Here is a 20,285-nt window from a genome sequence, read left to right as displayed (position 1 = left end):
CCGCGCCCGCGATGCCGCAGTTGGCACCGGACGATAGCAGGATCTCTTACGCGCACTTATCCCGGCCCTACCCCTCACGACGAGTGCCCCGACTTTTCGGGCTTGTCGCCCTTCGAGGAGTCGGGTTCGACGTAAAGGATCTTGGCCTTCATGTGGGCACGCGCCTGTGCGCCGATCCACACGAGCGTGGTGGCGACCAGGGTGAGCGCGAAGGCCTTGGGGTTGAACAGCGACGTGTTCTTGAACGCGGCCACGAAGACGAACAGCAGCAGGATCTGCGCCGTGTAGAGCAGCAGACCCATCGCCTGGAACAGGTGCGGAAGCGATTTGGCGGTGCGCTGCAGGACGTAGAGCCCGAGCCCCATGAAGAGGATCACGACCAGCGTCGCGACGACGGCCCCGATCGCCCCCTTGCCGCCGGCGACCACACCACTGACGACGGCGGCAATCGCGCCGACGGCAGCTGTGGGCACAGCGGCCTGCAGGAGGATCCGGGCGTCATTGGACGGCATGGCGGCAACTCCGCTTGTAAGGGGGGCGTGTCGTCATGGACGAGCGTAGTCCCGGGTCGAGAGAGAACCTCACGCCAAGGAACCGTCGCACTACGGTCCTTCGGCTCCATCCCGGGTTCTCGTGAACCGTATCACAAACTATTTGATGAGGTCTTTACCTGGTTGGTGTGCTCGCTGTCACACATGAGAGTGAACCTGCGCGTCTGTGCAAGAACAGCGTGGACTTGTCTGATATTGGGGCGCTTTGCACCCCCACGACTTGGTCACGCGTTAGTCAGATTCTTACCTTCGCGTCAGCGCGACGACCCGGCGTTGCGCCCGTCCAGAAAGCGCGAACGGGGGCCGATGGCCGTCGCTCCGTTGACTCCCGACACACCCGCCACGACCGGCGCACGGTGCTCGCGCGCCTCGTCCGCCTCCTCGGCCTCGGCCGTCCCGTGCGTGACCTCCTGCCCCGCCTCCGCGGCGGCCGAGGATGCCCCCCTGCGGCGCCGGTAGCGCGGCGGCACGAGACGCTCGGCCCACTGCGGGGCGCGCGGGGTGAAGCGCGGCAGCAGGAGCAGGACGAGGCCCACCGCGCTGAGCGCGGCGATGCCGAGCACGATCCACATGGACGCCGAGTTGACCGAGAAGGCGAGGGCGCCGAAGGCGATCAGCGCGGACCAGAAGTACATGATCAGGACCGCGCGGCTGTGCGAGTGCCCGACCTCGAGGAGACGGTGGTGCAGATGCCCGCGGTCGGCGGCGAACGGGGACTGGCCGCGCCAGGTGCGCCGCACGATCGCCAGCACCAGGTCGGCGGCCGGCACCGCGATGATCGTCAGCGGGAGCAGCAGCGGGATGTAGACGGGCACCGTCTGGTGCACGGTGTTGCGCTCCGAACCGGAGAACAGGTTCATCGCGTCGGGGTCGATCTGCCCGGTGATGGAGATGGCGCCGGCCGCCAGCACGAGCCCGATGAGCATCGAGCCGGAGTCGCCCATGAAGATCCGCGCGGGATGCATGTTGTGCGGCAGGAAGCCGAGGCACATGCCCATGAGGATGGCCGCGAAGAGCGTCGCCGGGGCCGCGGCCTCGATGCCGTAGCTGTACCAGATGCGGTACGCGTACAGGAAGAACGCCGCGGAGGCGATGCACACCATGCCCGCGGCGAGGCCGTCGAGGCCGTCCACGAAGTTCACGGCGTTGATCGTGATCACGACGAGGGCCACGGTCAGCAGCGTGCCCTGCCACTGGGTGAGCGCCACCAGGCCGACGCCGGGGATGGGCAGCCACAGGATCGTCAGACCCTGCACGACCATCACGCCCGCGGCGATCATCTGACCGCCCAGTTTGATCAGTGCGTCGATCTCGAACTTGTCGTCGAGGACGCCGATGAGCCAGATCAGCGCGGCACCGGACAGCAGTGCCCGCGGCTCGTTGGAGTTCGAGAAGACCGCGTTGAGGTTCCTCAGGTGGTCGGCGACCAGCAGTCCCGCGCACAGCCCGAAGAACATAGCGATCCCGCCGAGGCGCGGAGTGGGTTCCCGGTGCACGTCGCGCGCACGGATCTCCGGCATGGCTCCGGCCACGATCGCGAATTTCCGTACCGGTCCTGTCAGCAGGTACGTCACCGCGGCCGTGATGCAGAGCGTCAGCAGGTATTCACGCACGGGCTTCCCCACAGGTCTCGCTGGCCATCTCAGCCCCACACCCTAGCGATGCACGCATATGGTTGGGGACTTCCGGGTAGCGACGATGGTTGCACGAGTGGCTGTGCACGAGTGTGCGAGCACCCCTGCTCAGTCCGGATAGGGCGGAAATCTTCCGGTGAGCTCCCGCACATCTTCACGCGCGGTCCTGGCGTCGACGTCCTCGCGCAGCACCCCGGCGAACAGGTCCGCGATCCGCACCATCTCCGCCTCGCCCATGCCCTGCGTGGTCAGGGCGGCCGTGCCGAGCCGCAGACCGCGCGCGTCCCCGTGGGGAAGCGCACACGTGTCGAGGACCATGCCCGCCGCGGCCAGGCGTCCGCGCGCGGTGCGTCCGTCGAGGCCGAGCGGCGCCGGGTCCGCGGCCAGCAGATGGGTGTCGGTGCCGCCGGTGGTGATGTGCAGGCCCTGCGCCGCCAGCCGCTGCGCGAGCACTCTCGCGTTGGCGACCACCTGGTGGGCGTAGGTCCTGTAGGCCGGGGTCGCCGCCTCGCCGAACGCGACGGCCTTGGCGGCGATGGTGTGCATCTGCGCACCGCCCTGCGTGAACGGGAAGACCGCCCGGTCGACCCGCTCGGCCAGCTCCGCCCCGCACAGGATCATGCCGCCGCGCGGACCCCGCAGCACCTTGTGCGTCGTCGCGCACACGACATCGGCGTACGGCACCGGGTTGGGTGCGGCTCCCCCGGCCACGAGCCCGATGGGATGGGCGGCGTCGGCGATGAGATAGGCGCCCACCTCGTCGGCGATCTCGCGGAAGACGGCGTAGTCGATGTGGCGCGGGTAGGAGATCGACCCGCACACCAGGGCCTTGGGCCGGTGCGTCCTGGCGAGCGTGCGCACCTGCGCGTAGTCGATGAGCCCGCTGTCGGCCTCGACGCCGTATCCGACGAAGTCGAACCAGCGGCCGGAGAAGTTCGCGGGCGAACCGTGGGTGAGGTGACCGCCGAAGGGCAGTCCCAGGGCGAGCACCGTGTCACCGGGCCGCAGCAGCGCGGCGTAGGCGGCGAGGACCGCCGAAGACCCCGAATGGGACTGCACGTTGGCGTGGGCGGACCCGAAGAGCGCCTTGGCACGGTCCACGGCGAGACGCTCCGCGACGTCGACGATCTCGCACCCGCCGTGATGTCGGGCGCCGGGGTAGCCCTCGGCGTATTTGTTGGCGAGCGGCGAGCCGAGCGCGGCCAGCACGGCGGGCGAGGTGAAGTTCTCGGCCGCGATCAGCTGGAGCGTGGTGGACTGCCGGTCGAGCTCCCCGAGGATGATCTCGGCGAGCTCGGGGTCCTGGCGGCGCAGGACATCCGCTTCGAGCGTTTGTGTGACCGGCATGGTGGACTCCGGACCTCGGCGGGGGGACGCTACGTCCCAATGTAGAACCGGGGCCGGTGGGGCGCCCGGTATCACCACCATTCGCACCGCGCGCGGTCGTTGCGCCTAGGCTCGGGCCGGCACACCCGTCAGCGCGGTCACCACGGGGTCCAGCGCCTCGTTGATCTCGTCCCCGATCGACCGGAAGAACGGCAGCGGCGCCCCGTAAGGGTCGTACACCTCGTCCGCCTCGGCGGTGGGGGCCAGCAGCCATCCGCGCAGCGCGGCGGCGGCCCGCACGAGGGCGCGGGCGCGTTCGACGACGCCGTCGTCCAGCGGCGGAAGCGTCGCCGGGTCTATCGCCCGTACGAGGCGGGTGAACTCCTTCAGGGTGAAGGTGCGCAGGCCCGCGGAGTGGCCCATCGAGATGACCTGGGCCCGATGGTCACGGGTTGCGGTCAGCACCAGGTCGGCGCGGATGACGTGCTCGTCGAGGAGTTCCCGGCCGACGAAGCCGGAGGCGTCCGCGCCGAAGTCGGCGAGGACCGTCTCGGCGTTGGCCTCCATGGGCGCGCCCTCGTGGCCCCAGGTGCCGGCGCTCTCCACGATCAGGCCGCCCCACAGGGGGTCGCCGAGCCGGTCCGCCAGGGCATGCCGGGTCAGCCGCTCGGTGATCGGCGATCGGCACACGTTGCCGGTGCTGACGTGGAGGATGCGGAAGGCCCCGCCGGAGAGCCCGCCGGCCTCCGTGATCCCCTCGCCTATGCCACGCATGGGGGTGCCCCCTGGTCGAGCGGAGCCGCGGGCCGGGAGGTGTCAGGCGCTGTCAATTCGCCACCTCGAGGTCGGGTACGACCTTCCGGAGCTCGTCCGCCGACAGTGCGCCCGCGCGCAGCAGCACGGGCACCTTGCCGGTCACGTCGACGATCGAGGAGGGCACGTTGCCCGGGGTGGGGCCGCCGTCCAGGTAGACCGAGATGGAGTCGCCGAGCATCTCCTGCGCGGCGTCGCAGTCCTCCGGCGCCGGGTGGCCGGTGAGGTTCGCGGACGACACGGCCATCGGGCCGACCTCGGTGAGCAGTTCGATGGCGACGGGGTGCAGCGGCATGCGCACGGCGACGGTGCCACGGGTGTCCCCGAGGTCCCACTGGAGGGACGGCTGGTGCTTGGTGACGAGCGTCAGGGCGCCCGGCCAGAAGGCGTCGACGAGCTCCCAGGCCATCTCGGAGAAGTCCGTGACGAGGCCGTGCAGGGTGTTCGGGGAGCCGATGAGGACGGGGGTGGGCATGTTGCGGCCCCGGCCCTTGGCCTCCAGGAGGTCGGCGACGGCCTCCGAGGAGAACGCGTCGGCGCCCACGCCGTACACGGTGTCGGTCGGGAGGACCACCAGCTCGCCACGGCGGACGGCGGACGCTGCCTCACGCAGACCGGTGCTGCGGTCGGTCGCGTCGTTGGTGTCGTATCGCCGTGCCATTTAGCGGGCCTCCTCGTACACGTACTGCTGGCTGGGGAACGTGATGCGCGTGCTCACGGCATCGCCTTGCGGGCGGTCGCGAACCGCGGCCGGTTGTTGAGGTCCGGGTGGTCGGCCGCGTCGGCCCAGCCCCGCTCCTCGGTGAAGATCCACGGCACCTGTCCGCCCTGGGTGTCGGCGTGCTCGATGACGACGACGCCGCCGGGGCGCAGCAGCCGGTGCGCGGTGCGTTCGATGCCGCGGATGAGGTCGAGTCCGTCCTCGCCGGAGAACAGGGCGAGTTCGGGATCGTAGTCCCGGGCCTCCGGAGCGACGTACTCCCACTCCGTCAGCGGGATGTACGGCGGGTTGGAGATCACCAGGTCCACCTGGCCGTCGAGGTCCGGGAAGGCCTCCAGGGCGTCGCCCTGGCGCAGGTCGACCCTGGACCCCTCGACGTTCTTGCGCGTCCACTGGAGGGCGTCCTCGGACAGCTCCACGGCGTGCACGCGGGAGCGCGGGACCTCCTGCGCGAGGGCGAGCGCGATGGCGCCCGAACCGGTGCACAGGTCCACGATCAGGGGTTCGACGACGTCCATCGCGCGGACGGCGTCTATGGCCCAGCCGACCACCGACTCGGTCTCCGGCCGGGGCACGAACACTCCGGGCCCGACCTGGAGTTCCAGGTATCGGAAATAGGCCCGCCCGGTGATGTGCTGGAGCGGCTCGCGGGCCTCGCGGCGCGCGGTCACCTCCCAGTAACGGGCGTCGAAGTCCGCGTCCTTGACGGTGTGCAGCTCGCCCCGCTTGACGCCGTGCACGAAGGCGGCGAGCTCCTCCGCGTCGTTGCGCGGCGAGGGCACGCCGGCGTCGGCCAGCCGCTGGGTGGCCTGGGCCACTTCCGCGAGCAGCAGGTTCACGCTGGTCCTCCGGGGCTGAGCTGTTGTCGTGTGCTGGGTGTCTCCGCGGCTGTTACGCGGCGGCGAGCTTGGCCGCCGAGTCCGCGTCGACGCAGGCCTGGATCACCGAGTCGAGGTCGCCGTCGAGGACCTGGTCCAAGTTGTACGCCTTGAAGCCGACCCGGTGGTCCGAGATGCGATTCTCCGGGAAGTTGTACGTACGGATCTTCTCGGAGCGGTCGACGGTACGGACCTGGCTGCGGCGGGCGTCCGCGGCCTCCCGCTCCGCTTCCTCCTGCGCCGCCGCGAGGAGCCTGGAGCGCAGGATACGCATCGCCTGCTCCTTGTTCTGCAGCTGGCTCTTCTCGTTCTGGCAGGAAGCGACGACTCCGGTGGGAATGTGCGTGATGCGCACCGCCGAGTCGGTCGTGTTGACGGACTGGCCGCCGGGGCCCGACGAGCGGTACACGTCGATGCGCAGATCGTTCGCGTGGATCTCGACGTCGACCTCCTCGGCCTCCGGTGTGACCAGCACGCCCGCGGCGGAGGTGTGGATGCGGCCCTGCGACTCGGTCGACGGCACCCGCTGCACGCGGTGCACCCCGCCCTCGTACTTCAGACGGGCCCACACGCCCTGGCCGGGTTCGGTGGCGCCCTGGCCGCCCTTGGTCTTCACGGCGACCTGGACGTCCTTGTAGCCGCCGAGCTCCGACTCGGTGGAGTCGATGATCTCGGTCTTCCAGCCGACGCGCTCGGCGTACCGCAGGTACATGCGCAGCAGGTCGCCGGCGAACAGGGCGGACTCGTCGCCGCCCGCGCCCGCCTTGATCTCCAGGATCACGTCCTTGTCGTCGCTGGGGTCGCGCGGGACCAGCAGCAGTCGCAGCTTCTCGGTGAGCTCCTCGCGCTGCTTCTCCAGGTCCTTGGCCTCGGCGGCGAAGTCGGGGTCGTCGGCGGCGAACTCCTTCGCCGTCTCGATGTCCTCCCCGGCCTGCTTCCAGGAGCGGTACGTCGCGACGATCGGGGTCAGCTCGGCGTAGCGCTTGTTGAGCTTGCGCGCGTTGGCCTGGTCGGCGTGGACCGACGGGTCAGCGAGCTTCTTCTCCAGGTCGGCGTGCTCGCCGATGAGTTCCTCGACCGCCTCGAACATCTCCGGCTCCAATGGACTGTCCCCAGCTCCATCATGGGCTCGGGACGTAGGTACGGCATGGGGGTCCCCCCTGCTCGGGCGTGTGTGCGAGCTCGGGGGAGGGGCTGCACCGCAAAGCGCCGGTCCCGGCGTCCCCGTGCAGGGGACACCGGAGACCGGCGCTGTGGGCTCGCTACTTCTTGGCAGCGGCAGCCTTGCCGAAGCGGGCCTCGAAGCGGGCCACGCGGCCACCGGTGTCGAGGATCTTCTGCTTGCCCGTGTAGAACGGGTGGCACTCGGAGCAGACCTCGGCACGGATGGTGCCGGACTCGATCGTGCTACGCGTGGTGAACGACGCGCCACAGGTGCAGCTGACCTGCGTCTCGACGTACTCGGGGTGGATGTCGCGCTTCAAGGTGTCTCCTAGTTTCGGGAGGGCGCCGGGTCGCCGCCGCGGGATGCGGGAGCGTGAACCGGAGCCGACGTACCAGTCTGCCAGGACTGGGCGCATCCCCCAAAACCGGGGTGGTGGAGGATCTATTCCCGGGCCGCCCCGGGACCGGCTCCCGGGCTGTCCCCGGGCCGCTCCAGAGCCCTTCTCGGGCTGTTCCCGGCGCGCTTTCACCAGCCCCGGCGGGCGCCTCAGGAGGTGACGACGCCCTTGGCGGAGCCCGTGGCGGTGCCCTTGGTGGCCGCCGCGGGGATCGCCCGGTCGTTCTTCAGGGCGTCCCACACCAGCTTCGACTTGGCCTTGTCGACGAGGACGCGGTTGGCGTCCGCGGCGTCGTACTGGACCGGCATCGTCACCATGGTCATGCGGGACGAGTTGATGCCCTTGAGGCCGTCGGCGAAGGACGCGAGCTCGGCGACGGAACCGATCTCGGAGTCGGTGGTGACGGTCTTGGTCGCGGTGTCGGCGAGGTCGTACAGCTTCTTCGGGCTGGTCAGCACACCGACGTCCTTGACCTGCTGCACCAGGGCCTTGATGAAGGCCTGCTGGAGCTGGATGCGGCCGAGGTCGGAGCCGTCGCCGACGCCGTGCCGGGTGCGGACCAGGCCGAGTGCCTGCTCGCCGTCGAGCGTGTGCGGGCCGGCCTTCAGATGCAGGTGGCTGTCCCGGTCGGAGATGTCCTTGGTGGTGGTGATGTCCACCCCGCCCAGGTCGTCGATGAGCTTCCGGAAGCCGCTGAAGTCGACCTCGAGATAGTGGTCCATGCGGATGCCGGTCATGGACTCGACGGTCTTGACCGCGCAGGCGGCGCCGCCGGTCGAGTAGGCCGAATTGAACATCACGCCGGAGGCCGCGTCGTGGGTGACGGCCTCGGCATCGGTGCAGGAGGGCCGCTCGACGAGGGTGTCGCGGGGTATGGAGACGACGCTCGCCTTCTTGTGGCCCTTGTACACATGCACGACCATCGCCGTGTCGGACCGGGCGCTGCCGTCGTCGGCGCCGCCGCCGAGCTTCTTGTTGCTGCCGGAGCGCGTGTCGGAGCCCAGGACGAGGATGTTCTGCGAGCCGTTGTCGACCTTCGTCGGCCGGTCCGTGCCGAGGGCGCCGTTGATGTCGACGTTCTTGAGGTTGCCGTTGAGCTTGAAGTACAGGATTCCCGCGCCGGTACCCCCCAGCACGACCACACCCGCGGCCGTCCAGGCCGTGATCAGGAGGGCTTTGCGCCGCGCGCTGCGCGTCTTGCGGCGTCGGCCCTTCCCGCGCTGACGTGGGGCGCGGGAGCCGGGCTCCCCCGGTATGCCGGGTTCCGGCGTGCTCTCGGCAGGCATGTGCTCCTCAGTCCTGTGTCTGCGGTCGGTTACCCCCTGCTTTCAGGGCCAGGCCCATCAGGTCGTGACTACGGGTACCGCTCCATGGTCACTCCGTACGGTCAGACGGGGAAACCCGGGAAAGGGTTGCACAACGCAATGTGCCCACCGCGTGGCGCGATGGGCACGTAGCGTCACCGGCGAAAGCGGGCGAACCCGCGTTCACCTGCGATGTCAGCCGAAGATGTCGTACTGCTTGAAGTCGGTGCCGACCGAGATTCTTGTGGCGAAGATCTCCGTGGTCGCCTTGCCGGTGCCCGGGTACAGGTAGAGCGTGCCGCCGGGCGTGCGGGCCAGGAAGTCGGCCTTGCCGTCGCCGGTCACGTCACCGGGGGCGTCGAAGGCGTTGTAGCCGCTCCAGGTGCGCACCTTGATGCGGCTGGAGAAGGCCTCGCTGCCGGTCTTGCCCGTGCCCTTGTACAGGTAGACGTACGAGCCGGTCCTGCTGCGCGCGATCAGGTCGGCCTTGCCGTCGCCGGTGAAGTCGCCGTGCCCGCGGATGGAGTTGTACTGGTTCCAGCCGGTGCGGACCTGGATACGCGCCGAGAAGGTGCCGTTGCCCTTGCCCGGGTACTCCCACATCGCTCCGGCGGAGTCGACGGAGAGCATGTCGGGCAGGCCGTCGCCGGTGATGTCGCCGGGGGCGATGATCCGGGTGCGGGTGCCCCAGCTGCTGAAGATCTTGTCGGTGGACCAGTCGTCGATCGACTTCATGTAGTGCATCCAGAAGACGTCGCCGCTGGCGCTGTCGCGGACCACGAGGTCCTGGTAGCCGTCACGGTTCAGGTCGGTCTGGAGCACGACGTTGACGCCGTTCCAGTTCCCCCACGACTGACGGGCGGCGAACGAGGTGCCCTTGGAGTCCTTCTCGTACCCGGTCTTCGTGGAGGAGTTGCGCACCCAGAGGTCGGCCTTGTGGTCGCCGCTGAGGTTGGTGTCCTCCACCCGCGGCCAGGCCGCGCCCACGTACGTGCTCACCTTGGAGAAGACGCTGTACGCGCCCTTCTCGACACAGTCCTTCACACCCCAGGAGACGACGCCGACGATACGGCCGCCGACGATCAGCGGGCCTCCGGAGTCGCCGTTGCACGCCGTGGTGGTCCCGGTGTCGCTGCCGGTCGCCGCGTCGCCCGCGCAGACCATGTGGCCCTTGACGAAGTCGCTGCCGTAGTAGCCGGCGCAGGTGGTGTCGGACTTGATGGGCAGCGTGGCCGTCTTCAGCGTCTCGGAGATGTCCTCGCTGGTGGAGCTGGTGCGGCCCCAGCCGTACAGCGTCGCCTTGGTGCCGGACGCGTACGAGGTGGTGTCACCGGACGTCGTCATGCGGATCGGCTTGGCCGTGACGGGGCTCGGCAGCGTGATGACCGCGATGTCGTTGTCGATGGTCGTCGAGCTGTACGAGGGGTGGTTCCACTGCCGCCAGACGCCCGAGACGGTGCCGCCGTGCAGGTTGGTGTTGCCGGAGGAGTCGGTGGTCGGCAGCTGCGCGGTGCCCGTCACGATGGCGCCGTTGGCGTGCCAGTCGTAGCCCTTGACGCAGTGCGCGGCGGTGAGGATCTTCGTCGGCGACACGACGGAACCGCCGCAGAAGAAGCCGAGGTCGTCGCTCTCGCTCGTGGTGCCCCGGTCGTCGTAGTACCAGAGCTGCGCCATCCACGGGGCGGTGGTGATGGTGGTCTCGGTGCCACCGATGATCTTCGGGTCGACGCTCGAGCTGTCCGTGCTCGCGCTCAGCGACGACTTCGTGGTCGTCTCGCCCGCGGTGTCATCGCCCGCGACAGCACCCGCGACGCGCTTCGTCAGCTCGCTCAGGGAGGGCGAGGACGTGCTGGGCTTGACGGTCGGCGCGGGCAGCGCCGTGGCGGCGTTCGCGGACGACATCAGGAGCGCGCCGGCGACCGCTGCCGCCAGACCCGCCGCCGCGACGGGCACGGCGATGCGTATCCGGCGTCTGTGACGCCCCCGTCCGGATATGGGTGTTTCCACTCAAGTCCCCCCAGAGACTCACGCGTTGAAAGGAGCCGTGATCGTACACCTGTCCCGGACGGCACACAGGGCCGCCCCGGCACGGGAGCGGCCCTGTGATGTGGTGCTGCAGGAGACGTCAGTCGTTGCCGTTGCCCGGCGACGGCGTCGTCTTCTGGATCTGGAGCAGGAACTCGGCGTTCGACTTCGTCTGCTTCATCTTGTCGAGCAGCAGCTCGATCGCCTGCTGCTGGTCGAGCGCGTGCAGCACGCGACGCAGCTTCCAGGTGATGGCGAGCTCGTCGCTGCCGAGCAGGATCTCTTCCTTGCGGGTACCGGACGCGTCGACGTCCACCGCCGGGAAGATGCGCTTGTCGGCGAGCTTCCGGTCGAGCTTGAGCTCGGCGTTGCCGGTGCCCTTGAACTCCTCGAAGATGACCTCGTCCATGCGCGAGCCGGTGTCGACGAGCGCGGTGGCCAGGATGGTCAGCGAGCCGCCGTCCTCGATGTTGCGCGCGGCACCGAAGAAGCGCTTCGGCGGGTAGAGCGCGGTCGAGTCGACACCACCGGACAGGATACGGCCGGAGGCCGGGGCGGCGAGGTTGTACGCACGGCCCAGACGGGTGATCGAGTCGAGCAGCACGACGACGTCGTGGCCCAGCTCCACCAGACGCTTGGCGCGCTCGATGGCGAGCTCGGCGACCGTGGTGTGGTCCTCGGCCGGGCGGTCGAAGGTCGAGGAGATGACCTCGCCCTTCACCGACCGCTGCATGTCGGTGACCTCTTCCGGACGCTCGTCGACGAGGACGACCATCAGGTGGCACTCGGGGTTGTTGTGGGTGATCGCGTTGGCGATCGCCTGCATGATCATGGTCTTGCCGGTCTTCGGCGGGGCCACGATCAGACCTCGCTGGCCCTTACCGATCGGCGACACGAGGTCGATGATGCGGGTGGTCAGCACGCCCGGGTCGGTCTCCAGACGGAGCCGGTCCTGCGGGTACAGCGGCGTCAGCTTGTTGAACTCCGGGCGGCCACGGCCGTGTTCGGGCGCCATGCCGTTGACGGAGTCGAGGCGCACGAGCGCGTTGAACTTCTCGCGGCGCTCGCCCTCCTTGGGCTGACGGACCGCGCCGGTGACGTGATCGCCCTTGCGCAGGCCGTTCTTGCGGACCTGGGCGAGGGAGACGTACACGTCGTTGGGACCCGGCAGGTAGCCCGACGTACGGATGAAGGCGTAGTTGTCGAGGATGTCGAGGATGCCCGCGACGGGGATCAGGACATCGTCCTCGGCGAGCTGCGGCTCGGCGATCTCGTCACGGCCACGACGACCACGACGGTCGCGGTAGCGCCCGCGCCGGCCGCGGCGGCCGCCCTCGAAGTCGTCGTCCTCGTCGACCCGCGGTCCGTTGTCGCGCTGCTGGCGGTCCTGGCGGTCCTGGCGGTCCTGGCGGCCACCGCCACCGCCCTGCTGCTGACGGTCCGGACGCTGCTGGCCCCCACCCTGCTGCTCGTCGCCCTTTCCGCGGCGGTCACGGCCGCCCCGGTCGCGGTCACGACGGTCGCGACGGCCCTGACGGCCGTCGGTGCCCTCGGCGGTGTCGGTCCTGGCCTCGCCCTGCGTCTCGGCCTTCGCCTCGGCGGTGACCGTCTCGGGGCTGCCGGCCTCGGCGGTGGCACGGCGACGACGGCGCTCCACGGGGGCGTCCTCGCTGGCGGGCTGGCCGGGAATCTCGATCTGCTGCTGAGCCACAGCCTTCTCGGCGGCGGGCTTCTCGGCCTTCTTCTCGGCCGGAGCGGCGGCGTCCTCGCCGGTACGAGCCTTCGAGGTGGTCCGGCGCTTCGGCTTGGTCTCGGCGGCGGCCTCGGCCTTGGCTGCCGGAGCACCCCCGGCCTGCGCCTCCTTGATGACCTCGATCAGCTGGCTCTTGCGCATGCGCGCGGTGCCCCTGATGCCGAGGCCGGATGCGACCTGCTGCAGCTCGGCCAGCACCATGCCCTCGAGGCCGGTACCGCGGCGCCGCCGGGAGCCGGCACCGGTGGCAGGCGCGGAGGCGTCCGTGGCGGGCGCGGCAGCGGTCTCCTCGACACGTGCGCCCATCAGATCGGTGGTGTCGCTCACGAAGGGTCCTTCCCTGGAGCGGACGTCGGCCTGTCTGGCTCGGCGACCGGTTGTGCTGTCCGACGTTGGTCCTTGCTGTGTGGACCGTGCCGGGGCGGTGGTCCGCCTAAGCGGCGGAAGACATATCTGGTGATGACGATTCCGGGGCCGTGGCACTGAATTGCGGTGTCATCGGCTCGGTCACGCCGGCTCCGGAGCGTGCTCAGCACTGCTCAGCGCATAGCACCCAATGCATGGCACAAAGCAGTTTGGGAGGCTCCCGGAAGAATGGTTGTCCCGGACGGGGACACGAAGCACCTCGCCATGGTGGGGTCGGGTGCAGACTTGAGGTTAACACTACCGGATCCAACAAACATTCCCCCTCTCCAAATCCGGCAACCGTGCGCCGTCAATTGACCCCGACGGGTGCGAGCGGCAGCACGCTCGCCCCTTGGGCGTCGAGGTCCAGCCGGTTGGCGGCCCAGCCCTGACCTGCGAGATCGGCGACCTTGTCGGCCGACGCCCGGTCCGCCAGAGCGAGGACTGTGGGGCCCGCGCCGGAAATCACCGCGGGAATTCCGTCCGCGCGCAGACGCTCCACCAGGGCGGCGCTCTCCGGCATCGCCGGGGCCCGGTACTCCTGGTGCAGCCGGTCCTCGGTCGCGGGCAGCAGCAGCTCGGGGCGCCGGGTGAGGGCCTCTACGAGCAGCGCGGCACGGCCCGCGTTGGCGGCGGCGTCGACGTGCGGCACGGTGCGCGGCAGCAGTCCGCGCGCGGTCTCGGTGAGGACCGGCTTTCCCGGTACGAAAACCACCGGAACGATGGAATCGGCTGGATCCATCCTGATGGCACGGGCCGCGCCGGCCTCCATCCAGGAGAGCGTGAAGCCGCCGAGCAGGCAGGCCGCGACGTTGTCGGGGTGTCCCTCGATCTCGGTGGCGAGCTCCAGGAGCGCGGTGTCGTCGAGCTTGGTGTCCCCTCCTATGGTCACCGCGCGCGCGGCGACGATGCCGGCGCAGATGGCGGCGGAGGAGGAGCCGAGGCCCCGTCCGTGCGGGATGCGGTTGGCGCAGACGATCTCCAGTCCGCGCGGCTGTCCGCCCAGCAGGTCGAAGGCGGTGCGCAGGGAGCGCACAAGGAGGTGACTCTCGTCGCGCGGCAGGGTGTCACTGCCCTCACCTGCGATGTCGATGTGCAGCCCGGAGTCGGCCACCCGGACGACCACATCGTCGTAGAGCCCCAGTGACAGGCCGAGGGTGTCGAAACCCGGGCCGAGGTTGGCACTGGTGGCGGGGACGCGCACCCGGACGGCGGCGGCGCGGAACGCTGGACCGGCCATCGCTCGATGACTCTCCTTGAGCTGCGTGATGTGCGAGATTCTCGATGAACTGCGATACGTACCGAAGACCCGGAGGCCGCAATGACGGCGCGGCACCGCGGCATATGCGGCGGGCGGGTTCGGTACAGCCTATCGAAGGAAGGTTCTGTGGCGACATAGGGCGCACAGGAGGCGCACGATGCGTGTCGTAAGCCCCCTGTGCACCCCCTGTCGGATTGCCACGTGGGTGACCCCTTCGCCGGACGGTTTCCGTCGGCTTCTGGCGATTTTCCACCCGTGTCCGAGGGGATCCGCCCGTCTCCCCGGCCCGTCGACGCCGACCAGGCGACGACGTGGCGGCTTTACGCCAGGCGGGTTTCCGCCAAGTCGGGCGGACAGCGCCTTTCGGCCGGTGCGCACACCGCTTCCGCCTGGTGCGTGCCCCTGCTTGCGGCGGGTGCGCACACCCGCTCCGGGCCGGCGCCTACACCGACGGCCGGTACGGGCCGGACCACGGCCGACGGGGGCGGACCGGGAAGGACCGGCCCCCGCGCGAGGTCACGCCAGGCCGAGCCGCTCCGCCGCCGTCGCCGCGTCCACGGGGACGGTGACCGGCTGCGGGGCGCCCGCGACGGCCCAGTCGGGGTCCTTGAGGCCGTTGCCGGTGACCGTGCAGACGATCGTCTGGCCGGGGTCGACCATGCCCTGCTCGGCGGCCTTCAGCAGACCGGCGACGGACGCGGCGGACGCGGGCTCCACGAAGACGCCCTCCTGCGCGGCCAACAGCCGGTAGGCGCGCAGGATCTCACGGTCCGTCACCTCGTCGATGAGGCCGCCCGACTCGTCCCGGGCCGCCAGCGCGAACTTCCACGAGGCGGGGTTGCCGATGCGGATCGCGGTGGCGATGGTCGACGGGTCCTTGACCACCTCGCCGCGCACGATGGGCGCGGAACCGGAGGCCTGGAAACCCCACATCCGCGGGGTCCGCTTCGCGACGCCGTCGGCGGCGTACTCCGTGTACCCCTTCCAGTACGCGGTGATGTTGCCCGCGTTGCCCACCGGGAGCACATGGACGTCGGGCGCGTCGCCGAGCATGTCCACGATCTCGAAGGCGGCGGTCTTCTGGCCCTCGATACGCACCGGGTTGACCGAATTGACCAGCGCCACCGGGTAGTTGTCGGACAGCGACCGGGCGAGCGTGAGGCAGTCGTCGAAGTTGCCGTCGACCTGGAGGATCTTCGCCCCGTGCACGAGGGCCTGGCCCATCTTGCCGAGCGCGATCTTGCCCTGCGGCACCAGGACGGCGCAGACCATCCCGGCGCGTACCGCGTAGGCCGCGGCGGAGGCGGACGTGTTGCCGGTGGAGGCGCAGATGACGGCCTTCGCGCCCTCCTCCTTGGCCTTCGTGATGGCCATGGTCATACCGCGGTCCTTGAAGGACCCGGTCGGGTTGGCGCCCTCCACCTTGAGGTGGACCTCGCAGCCCGTGCGCTCGGAGAGCACCTGCGCGGGCACGAGCGGCGTACCACCCTCACGGAGCGTCACGACCGGCGTGCTGTCGGATACCGGCAGCCGGTCCCGGTACTCCTCGATGATTCCGCGCCACTGGTGGGTCATTGCTGGTTACTCTCCTTCAACCCGCATGATGCTGGCGACACCCCGCACGGTGTCGAGGCTGCGCAGCGCCTCGACGGTCCCCGTGAGGGACGCGTCGGACGCACGATGCGTGACGACGACGAGGGAGGCCTCGCCGTCCTTGCCCTGCTGGCGAACCGTATCGATCGACACACCGTGCTCGGCGAAGACGGTGGCGACCTGGGCGAGAACACCCGGCTTGTCGGCCACATCGAGGCTGATGTGGTAGCGGGTGACGACGTCGCCCATGGGCGAGACCGGCAGCGCGGCGTACGCGGACTCACCCGGTCCGGTCGCGCCGTTGAGCTTGTTGCGGCACACGGCCACCAGGTCGCCGAGGACCGCGGAGGCCGTGGGGGCGCCGCCCGCACCCGGCCCGTAGAACATGAGCTGCCCGGCCGCGTCGGACTCGACGAACACGGCGTTGTACGCGCCGCGCACGGAGGCGAGAGGGTGGCTCAGCGGAATCATCGCGGGGTGCACGCGCGCGGTGACCGACCCGCCGTCGGCGGCCCGCTCACAGATGGCGAGCAGCTTGATGGTGCAGCCCATCTCCTTCGCCGAGGCGAAGTCCGCGGCGGTGACCTCGGTCATGCCCTCCCGGTAGACGTCGTCGAGGCGTACGCGCGTGTGGAAGGCGATCCCGGCGAGGATGGCGGCCTTGGCGGCCGCGTCGAACCCCTCGACGTCGGCGGTCGGGTCGGCCTCGGCGTACCCGAGCCCGGTGGCCTCGTCGAGGGCCTCCTGATAGCCGGCGCCGGTGGAGTCCATCTTGTCGAGGATGAAGTTCGTCGTTCCGTTGACGATGCCCATCACGCGGTTGATCTTGTCGCCGGCGAGGGACTCGCGCAGGGGGCGGATCAGCGGGATGGCACCGGCGACGGCGGCCTCGTAGTAGAGGTCCCTGCCGTGCTCGCCGGCCGCGGCGTGCAGGGCCGCGCCGTCCTGGGCGAGGAGCGCCTTGTTCGCGGAGACGACGGAGGCGCCGTGCTCGAAGGCGGTGGTGATGAGCGTACGGGCGGGCTCGATGCCGCCGATGACCTCGACGACGACGTCGAGGTCCCCGCGTTTGACGAGCGCGGTGGCGTCCGTGGTGACCAGCTCGGGCGCGATGCCCTCCCGGACCTTCGAGGGGCGCCGGACGGCGACGCCCGCGAGCTCGACCGGGGCTCCGATCCTGGCGGCGAGATCGTCGGCGTGCGTCGTCATGATGCGCGCCACCTCTGAGCCGACAACCCCACAGCCCAGCAGCGCCACCTTCAGCGGACGCGTACGCATCATCCGACCTCGTTTCCTCATACCGTTCTCGGTTCGACCAGTCTCACTCACCGGACTGGAGTTTCTATCCCTCGTCCGGATCGTGAGACGTCTATTTCATTTTTCCGGCGGCGGACCGCAGGAGATCTTCCGCCGCAGGTCAAGCTTCTCAGCCGGCGTCCCCCGATGTCGGCCGAGTGACTGCACACGCCGCCCCTCGGCCGACATCACCGACACCGGTTCGAACGCCGCTCAGCCCACGTCGAGGCGCAGCAGGTCCTCCTCCGTCTCGCGCCGGACGATCACCCGGGCCGTCCCGTCCTGCACGGCGACGACCGGCGGGCGCAGCGCGTGGTTGTAGTTGCTGGCCATGGAACGGCAGTACGCCCCGGTCGCCGGCACCGCGACGAGGTCGCCCGGAGCCAGGTCGGAGGGCAGGAAGGCGTCCTTCACGACGATGTCGCCGCTCTCGCAGTGCTTGCCGACGACACGGGCGAGCATCGGGTCGGCGTCCGAGGTGCGCGACACCAGCGCGACGCTGTACTCGGCGTCGTACAGCGCCGTACGGATGTTGTCGGACATGCCCCCGTCCACCGAGACGTACGTACGCAGCCCGTCGAGGGGCTTGATCGTGCCGACCTCGTAGAGCGTGAAGGCGGTCGGGCCCACGATCGCCCGGCCAGGCTCCACCGAGATCCGGGGCGTCCGCAGCCTGGCGGCCTCGCACTCCCGCGTCACGATCTCGCTCAGCGCCTTGGCGATCTCGTGCGGCTCGCGCGGGTCGTCCTCACTGGTGTACGCGATACCGAGACCGCCGCCGAGGTCGATCTCGGGCAGCTCGATGCCGTGCTCGTCACGGACGGCGGCGAGCAGCCCCACCACGCGCCGGGCCGCGACCTCGAAGCCAGCCATGTCGAAGATCTGCGAACCGATGTGGCTGTGGATGCCGACGAGTTCGAGTCCGTCCAGACTCAGGGCCCGGCGCACCGCCTCCGCTGCCTGCCCGTCGGCGAGCGCGATGCCGAACTTCTGGTCCTCGTGCGCCGTGGCGATGAACTCGTGGGTGTGCGCCTCGACGCCCACGGTGACGCGGATCTGCACCCGCTGGCGCTTGCCGAGCGACTGCGCGATGTGCGAGACCCGCACGATCTCCTGGAAGGAGTCGAGGACGATGCGCCCGACCCCGGCCTCGATCGCCGCGCGGATCTCGGTCTCCGACTTGTTGTTGCCGTGGAACGCGATGCGGTCGGCGGGCATGCCGGCCGAGAGCGCGGTCGCCAGCTCGCCGCCCGAGCACACGTCGAGGTTGAGGCCCTCCTCGTGCAGCCAGCGCACGACGGCACGCGACAGGAAGGCCTTCCCCGCGTAGAAGACGTCGGCGTCGTGCCCGAACGCGGTGCGCCAGGCGCGGGCGCGCTCCCGGAAGTCGGTCTCGTCCAGGAAGTAGGCGGGCGTGCCGAACTCCTCGGCGAGCCGGGTGACTTCGATGCCGCCGACACTGACGACCCCGTCGGCCGTACGGGTCACGGTGTGGGACCAGACCTTCGGGTCGAGAACGTTCAGGTCGGCGGGCGGCGCGGTGTAGTGGCCCTCGGGAAGCACATCGGCGTGACGGGGCCCGGCGGGGTGTGCGGAACGGCTCATCTCAGGTGTCGGCTTTCTGCGGTGTCTGAGGCAGTCAGAGGTGGTCGGGTGCGCTGATGCCGAGCAGGGACAGGCCACCGGCCAGCACCGTCCCGGCGGCGTCGGCGAGCGCAAGCCGGGCACGGTGGGCGGCCACGGGTTTCTCGTCGCCGAGCGGCAGCACGCTGTGCTGGACGGCGAGCAGGGCATCGGCGGTGACGACGAGGTGCCGGGCGAGCCGGTCGGGAGTGCGGTCGGCCGCGGCGACGCGCAGGGCGTGCGGGTACTCGGCGAGGGCGGCGAGCAGGTCCCCGGCCCGGTCCAGGTCGCGTATGTCGCCGGGGGCGCCGGTGTAGCCGAGCGCCGCGGCGTTTCGAAGCAGGGCCCGGGTGCGGGCATGGGCGTAACGGACCCGGAAGAGAGGGTTGCTCTCGCGCTGGACGAGGTGGTCCGCGCTGATCCGGGGCCGGTCGTGCGGTGCGGGGTGCAGCAAGGCCCAGCGGGCGGCGTCCGCACCCAGTGGGGCGGGGTCCTCCGGGGCGGGTACGGGGCGCAGGTTCACCGGCTCGGGGTGGTGGACCTCGGGGGGACGGACCTCGCGGTGGTCTGGCTCGGGGTGCCGCACGTCGGGGTGACGTGGCTCGGGGTGCCGCACGTCGGGGTGGCGTGGCTCGGGGTGCCGCACGTCGGGGTGACGTGGCTCGGGGTGGCGCGGTTCGGCGTGCCGCACGTCGGGGTGGCGCGGCTCGGGGTGGGCGTCCTGGGGGTCGGCAACTCGTACCCGGTGATCCGGTGCGAGCACCGACCGGAGACTCCCCGCCTCGACGTGCCGGACCTCGGCGCGACCGCCCTGGGTGGCGACGATCCGTACCAGCGCGTCGGCGATGACCTCGGCACGGGTTTCGTACGGCACGCGCAGCTCGACGACCTGTCCGGCGAGGGCGTCACCGTGTCCGTACCCGGCACCCTGTGCCAGCACCTCCGCCACCAGGGCGGCGGAGGCCTCGCGGCCGAGGCTGATGTTCAGGAAACCGGGCCCGGTGATCTCGACGCCCGCGACGCCGGGCGCGCCGCCGATGTGCGGTCGCAGGATCTCGGCGACCTCCCGCGCGGGCCGCCCGGCGGGCCGCGCGAGCTGCAACGCGACGTTGGTCGCGTAGTCCCCGCACCCCCCGGGCCCCGGCACCGTCACCACGACCCGTGCGGGCACGGCCACACTCAGCTCCCCCGAATCGACAGCACGCCGCACCGCGCACAGCACGGTCCGGGAGAGCTCGACGGGGGTCACGGGACAAGCGTATGGGAGGAGGGGGGTGGGAGGGCCAATGGGTTTGGCGTGGGGTCCGGGATGTGGACGGGGTGGGGGTGGGCGTGTCCTCGCCGGGGCGGGGGGCTCGCGGCGGGGTGGGGGCCGGTTCCTGGCCGTACTGGCAGCGTGGTGAGGCTGGGGCTCTGACTTGACGGGAGTCGCTGGAGCCACGGGCGTCACCGGGGTCACCGGGGTCACCGGGGTCACCGGGGTCACCGGGGTCACCGGGGTCACCGGGGTCACCGGGGTCACCGGGGTCACCGGGGTCAC

16 protein-coding genes are annotated in these 20,285 nt (G+C 70.4%); all 16 read right to left on the bottom strand.

Annotated features, from left to right (window positions below; all coding sequences use genetic code 11):
* Positions 1–74 precede the first annotated feature (74 nt).
* The 16 genes from H305_RS0133020 to nrtL all read right to left on the bottom strand — a co-directional run bounded on the left by H305_RS0133020 (position 75) and on the right by nrtL (position 19,994).
* Complete coding sequence (locus H305_RS0133020; RefSeq protein ID WP_028804223.1) at positions 75–512, bottom strand: hypothetical protein; 438 nt, start codon at positions 510–512, stop codon at positions 75–77.
* A gap of 293 nt (positions 513–805) precedes the next feature.
* On the bottom strand, positions 806–2,164 hold the full coding sequence (locus H305_RS0133015; protein ID WP_028804222.1) for an MraY family glycosyltransferase: 1,359 nt from the start codon (positions 2,162–2,164) through the stop codon (positions 806–808).
* Between the two features lie 129 nt (positions 2,165–2,293).
* Complete coding sequence (gene glyA / locus H305_RS0133010) at positions 2,294–3,532, bottom strand: serine hydroxymethyltransferase (protein WP_028804221.1); 1,239 nt, start codon at positions 3,530–3,532, stop codon at positions 2,294–2,296.
* Positions 3,533–3,637: 105 nt separating this feature from the next.
* Positions 3,638–4,285 (bottom strand): low molecular weight phosphatase family protein, encoded by a 648-nt coding sequence (locus H305_RS0133005; protein WP_051371214.1) that lies wholly within the window; start codon positions 4,283–4,285, stop codon positions 3,638–3,640.
* A gap of 52 nt (positions 4,286–4,337) precedes the next feature.
* On the bottom strand, positions 4,338–4,985 hold the full coding sequence (locus H305_RS0133000; RefSeq protein WP_028804219.1) for an L-threonylcarbamoyladenylate synthase: 648 nt from the start codon (positions 4,983–4,985) through the stop codon (positions 4,338–4,340).
* A 53-nt stretch (positions 4,986–5,038) separates the two neighbouring features.
* On the bottom strand, positions 5,039–5,884 hold the full coding sequence (gene prmC, locus H305_RS0132995) for a peptide chain release factor N(5)-glutamine methyltransferase (RefSeq protein WP_028804218.1): 846 nt from the start codon (positions 5,882–5,884) through the stop codon (positions 5,039–5,041).
* Positions 5,885–5,936: 52 nt separating this feature from the next.
* Complete coding sequence (gene prfA / locus H305_RS0132990; protein WP_028804217.1) at positions 5,937–7,013, bottom strand: peptide chain release factor 1; 1,077 nt, start codon at positions 7,011–7,013, stop codon at positions 5,937–5,939.
* Between the two features lie 172 nt (positions 7,014–7,185).
* Positions 7,186–7,407: a 50S ribosomal protein L31 gene (rpmE, locus tag H305_RS0132985; RefSeq protein ID WP_028804216.1), complete on the bottom strand. Its 222-nt coding sequence runs from the start codon at positions 7,405–7,407 to the stop codon at positions 7,186–7,188.
* Positions 7,408–7,634: 227 nt separating this feature from the next.
* Entirely contained in the window at positions 7,635–8,771 is a 1,137-nt protein-coding gene (locus H305_RS0132980; protein ID WP_028804215.1) for an LCP family protein, read from the bottom strand.
* 213 nt (positions 8,772–8,984) lie between these two features.
* Entirely contained in the window at positions 8,985–10,691 is a 1,707-nt protein-coding gene (locus tag H305_RS0132975) for a trypsin-like serine protease (protein ID WP_234021345.1), read from the bottom strand.
* 223 nt (positions 10,692–10,914) lie between these two features.
* Complete coding sequence (rho, locus tag H305_RS0132970) at positions 10,915–12,894, bottom strand: transcription termination factor Rho (RefSeq protein ID WP_028804213.1); 1,980 nt, start codon at positions 12,892–12,894, stop codon at positions 10,915–10,917.
* A gap of 388 nt (positions 12,895–13,282) precedes the next feature.
* The gene (gene thrB, locus H305_RS0132965; RefSeq protein WP_028804212.1) at positions 13,283–14,212 is read right to left on the bottom strand and encodes a homoserine kinase; all 930 of its coding nucleotides are present in this window, start codon (positions 14,210–14,212) and stop codon (positions 13,283–13,285) included.
* Between the two features lie 537 nt (positions 14,213–14,749).
* A complete protein-coding gene (gene thrC / locus H305_RS0132960; RefSeq protein WP_028804211.1) occupies positions 14,750–15,808 on the bottom strand; it encodes a threonine synthase in 1,059 nt (352 codons plus the stop codon).
* Positions 15,809–15,814: 6 nt separating this feature from the next.
* Positions 15,815–17,107 (bottom strand): homoserine dehydrogenase, encoded by a 1,293-nt coding sequence (locus H305_RS0132955; RefSeq protein ID WP_028804210.1) that lies wholly within the window; start codon positions 17,105–17,107, stop codon positions 15,815–15,817.
* 228 nt (positions 17,108–17,335) lie between these two features.
* Positions 17,336–18,727: a diaminopimelate decarboxylase gene (lysA, locus tag H305_RS0132950; RefSeq protein ID WP_028804209.1), complete on the bottom strand. Its 1,392-nt coding sequence runs from the start codon at positions 18,725–18,727 to the stop codon at positions 17,336–17,338.
* Between the two features lie 34 nt (positions 18,728–18,761).
* Complete coding sequence (gene nrtL / locus H305_RS0132945; RefSeq protein WP_028804208.1) at positions 18,762–19,994, bottom strand: ArgS-related anticodon-binding protein NrtL; 1,233 nt, start codon at positions 19,992–19,994, stop codon at positions 18,762–18,764.
* Positions 19,995–20,285 lie beyond the last annotated feature (291 nt).

Source organism: Streptomyces sp. 142MFCol3.1 (assembly GCF_000424945.1).
GTDB classification, from domain to species: domain Bacteria; phylum Actinomycetota; class Actinomycetes; order Streptomycetales; family Streptomycetaceae; genus Streptomyces; species Streptomyces siamensis.
Note: the sequence above shows the minus strand (reverse complement) of the source record. Positions and strands in the feature narration are given on the sequence as shown.

Bases quoted from the DNA above. Each gene is read 5' to 3' on its own strand.
- glyA (WP_028804221.1), bottom strand. From the start codon at position 3,532: ATGCCGGTCACACAAACGCTCGAAGCGGATGTCCTGCGCCGCCAGGAC.
- H305_RS0132955 (WP_028804210.1), bottom strand. From the start codon at position 17,107: ATGATGCGTACGCGTCCGCTGAAGGTGGCGCTGCTGGGCTGTGGGGTT.
- thrB (WP_028804212.1), bottom strand. From the start codon at position 14,212: ATGGCCGGTCCAGCGTTCCGCGCCGCCGCCGTCCGGGTGCGCGTCCCC.
- H305_RS0133000 (WP_028804219.1), bottom strand. From the start codon at position 4,985: ATGGCACGGCGATACGACACCAACGACGCGACCGACCGCAGCACCGGT.
- prfA (WP_028804217.1), bottom strand. From the start codon at position 7,013: ATGTTCGAGGCGGTCGAGGAACTCATCGGCGAGCACGCCGACCTGGAG.
- thrC (WP_028804211.1), bottom strand. From the start codon at position 15,808: ATGACCCACCAGTGGCGCGGAATCATCGAGGAGTACCGGGACCGGCTG.
- H305_RS0133020 (WP_028804223.1), bottom strand. From the start codon at position 512: ATGCCGTCCAATGACGCCCGGATCCTCCTGCAGGCCGCTGTGCCCACA.
- H305_RS0132980 (WP_028804215.1), bottom strand. From the start codon at position 8,771: ATGCCTGCCGAGAGCACGCCGGAACCCGGCATACCGGGGGAGCCCGGC.
- H305_RS0132975 (WP_234021345.1), bottom strand. From the start codon at position 10,691: ATGTCGTCCGCGAACGCCGCCACGGCGCTGCCCGCGCCGACCGTCAAG.
- H305_RS0133005 (WP_051371214.1), bottom strand. From the start codon at position 4,285: ATGCGTGGCATAGGCGAGGGGATCACGGAGGCCGGCGGGCTCTCCGGC.
- lysA (WP_028804209.1), bottom strand. From the start codon at position 18,727: ATGAGCCGTTCCGCACACCCCGCCGGGCCCCGTCACGCCGATGTGCTT.